The 2,129-nt window shown below is 64.9% G+C and carries 2 protein-coding genes; both read left to right on the forward strand.

What is annotated here, in order from left to right; translation table 11 throughout:
- Positions 1-974 precede the first annotated feature (974 nt).
- Positions 975-1,109, forward strand: coding sequence for a hypothetical protein (locus ACFYW8_RS44495; RefSeq protein ID WP_389093874.1), 135 nt, complete (start codon positions 975-977; stop codon positions 1,107-1,109).
- Positions 1,106-2,038, forward strand: a complete 933-nt coding sequence (gene istA, locus ACFYW8_RS44500) for an IS21 family transposase (protein ID WP_389093879.1) — start codon at positions 1,106-1,108, stop codon at positions 2,036-2,038. Before ACFYW8_RS44495 ends, istA begins: the two co-directional genes overlap by 4 nt.
- Positions 2,039-2,129 lie beyond the last annotated feature (91 nt).

The following is a 2,129-nucleotide window of genomic DNA, read 5'->3' on the forward strand; positions in this document are numbered from 1 at the left end:
TTCGCGATCTCCCACAGCCCGTCCGGAACAATCCAACTCCACGTACCCCGCCCCATACACAGCCCAACGAGCCATCACCACATAGGACACCGTCTAAAGGGCGTGCACGACGTTGCGATCCCAGCCTTGAGGATCCCGGGATCGTCGAAATTGCCGCTCGAGAGATTCTGGAACTGATCGGTGGCAAGCCAGCCGACCGTCGCGGTCGACAGTTCAACTGCCAGAGCAGATGAAGCTCGGTACACCCCCGCCTTCGCAGGGACCATGACACCTCCGCTCGAGTGGAGGTGTCATGGTGGGCAAGCGCCAGTCCTCCCGGACTCTGCGCTCTACGCCGTCATACTCGCGGACTTGCCGCTTTCGTCCTGACCCGGTGGCCCGCTGCTGTCGTCTCCTCCGGGGAGGCGCGAGCCACTTCGATGAAGGGTGGAGCGAGCCCGAGACGTCCGCCTGACCGGACTACACACCGGTGGCATTGTTCGTGATGGCGTGCCAGCGGCGTTCGAAGTCGTCGGCTTGCTTGGTTATGTCCTCGGCGGTGATGGGTCTGTTGTATTGGGCGGTGATTCCCCGATCGGCACAGTCCTGGTGTTCCAGAGAGGAGTGCTTGGCGTACGGAGTGCTTCCTGGCCTGGTGTGTTGCTGGTTCGTTGAGAGATGGGCCGGGGCGGGTGAGGGAGGGTCCGGGCTGGTTGAGCTGGGGCTTTGGGGCCTGGCCGGGGGTGGGGTGGGCTGATCGGGGCGTGTGTTCGGCTGTAAAGGGCTGGCGCTGACGGCGGCCGTGGCAAAGTCCAGGTGTGCGGCCAGCCGAGTCCAGGCTGATGGCCACCGGAATTCCAGATGGATGGCCGTCTGACCAGTGGTGTTCCTGATCACTTCCTTAACTGGAGGAGACCCCTCCGCCCGTTTGCTGGTGTTTCCACGCATCAGCTATCGGCCGGAGAGGTCCTGTGACGAAGTCTGACACGGAGATTATGGAAATCCTTGAGGCGTACGACCTGACCGGGACGGTCTGGTCCGCGGCGACCTTGACGGGGCACGACCCGAAGACGGTCAAGAGGTATGTCGAGGCCCGCAACGGCGGGCGCAATCCCTATGAGCGAAGATGATCGACGCGTTCCTGGAGAAGGTCGAGGAGTGGGTCGAGCAGTCGAAGGCGACGATCCGTGCCGATGTGGTCCACGACAAGCTCGTGAAGATGGGCTACCGGGGCAGCGAACGCTCGACGAGACGGGCGGTGAGCACGGCAAAGACCGCGTGGAAGGCGGGCAAGCGACGAACGTACCGCCCGTGGATTCCCGAGCCGGGCCGGTGGCTGCAGTTCGACTGGGGCGAGGGTCCGCGCATCGCGGGACGTCGGACCTGGCTGTTCTGCGCATGGCTGTCCTGGTCGCGGTTCCGGGTGGTGATCCCGGTCTGGGACTGCACGCTGGGCACTTTGGTGGCCTGCCTGGACACCACGCTCAGGCGGATCGGCGGGGCACCGACGTATGTACTGACCGACAACGCGAAGACGGTCACCGTCGAGCACATCGCCGGGATCCCGGTACGTCATCCGCAGATGGTCGCCGCTGGCCGGCATTACGGCTGTCAGGTGGTCAGTTGCGTGCCCTACGATCCCGAATCGAAGGGCGGCGCGGAGGCCACAGTCCGCATCGCGAAGGCCGACCTGGTGCCCACAGATGCAAACCTGCTGACCGCCTACGACACCTTCGCCGAGCTCGCCGATGCCTGCCTGACCTGGTGCGATGCGGTGAACTCCCGCCGTCACCGGGTGACCGGGCAAATACCCGCGGACCGCCTCGACATCGAACGCACCACGCTGCATGTCCTGCCCATCGAGCCGCTCGCGCTCGCACTGGGCGAGGAGAGACTGGTCGGCTCGGACCGCACCATCAGCTTCAACTCGGTGCGCTACTCGACACCGCCGGGCCATACCGGCGCCAAGGTGTGGTGCCGGGTGGTCGGCGAGGAACTGTCCATCACCGCCCGCACCAAATCCGGTGACCTGTCGGAGATCTGGCGCCACAAGCTCTGAGAAGGCTTCCGCATACCGGTCGATGGGCGTGGTCAGTCGAACTGGGTTCTGGATCGGGTGATCGCGGCGGCGCCGGTGCATGAAGACAGGG

It is taken from the genome of Streptomyces sp. NPDC002742, assembly GCF_042888885.1.
Taxonomy (GTDB): domain Bacteria; phylum Actinomycetota; class Actinomycetes; order Streptomycetales; family Streptomycetaceae; genus Streptomyces.